General features: G+C 39.7%; 1 protein-coding gene. It reads right to left on the bottom strand.

Annotated features, from left to right (window positions below):
* Positions 1–156: 156 nt before the first annotated feature.
* Positions 157–355, bottom strand: a 199-nt coding sequence (locus tag GNY06_RS04965; protein WP_212995086.1) for a transposase, incomplete at its 5' end; no start/stop codon positions are given.

Raw genomic sequence — 355 nt, 5'->3', positions numbered from 1 at the left:
GTACTTAAACAGAATACTGCCGCAGGCTCATCCCAAAATATAAGCGGGCATAACCTACAAGCTCACGCTTTACGCCAGCCCATAGAGCTTTTTTTAGAGAACGTATTTTAAAACATTGATCTGAAAAGTCTGCTCGTCAACAATATTTTTTTATTTTTACAATTCTTTTTCAATTTCCCCAAGCTGCTTGAGCTGTGAAACCTTCATCCCCGAATATTTGCTCTTACAAGAATAGTAGGTTCCTTGGGTAATGCCGTGCTCACGCCAGATATCCGAAACATTTTGAACCGCTTCATGCTCTGACATAATCTTGATGATCTGTCGCTCGCTAAACTTACTTTTTTTCATTGTCCCT

The sequence above is a fragment of the Elizabethkingia argenteiflava genome, from assembly GCF_009904105.1.
In the GTDB taxonomy this organism is placed as follows: Bacteria; Bacteroidota; Bacteroidia; order Flavobacteriales; family Weeksellaceae; genus Elizabethkingia; species Elizabethkingia argenteiflava.
The sequence above is the reverse complement of the archived record's forward strand: the minus strand, read 5'-3'. Positions and strand labels throughout refer to the sequence as shown.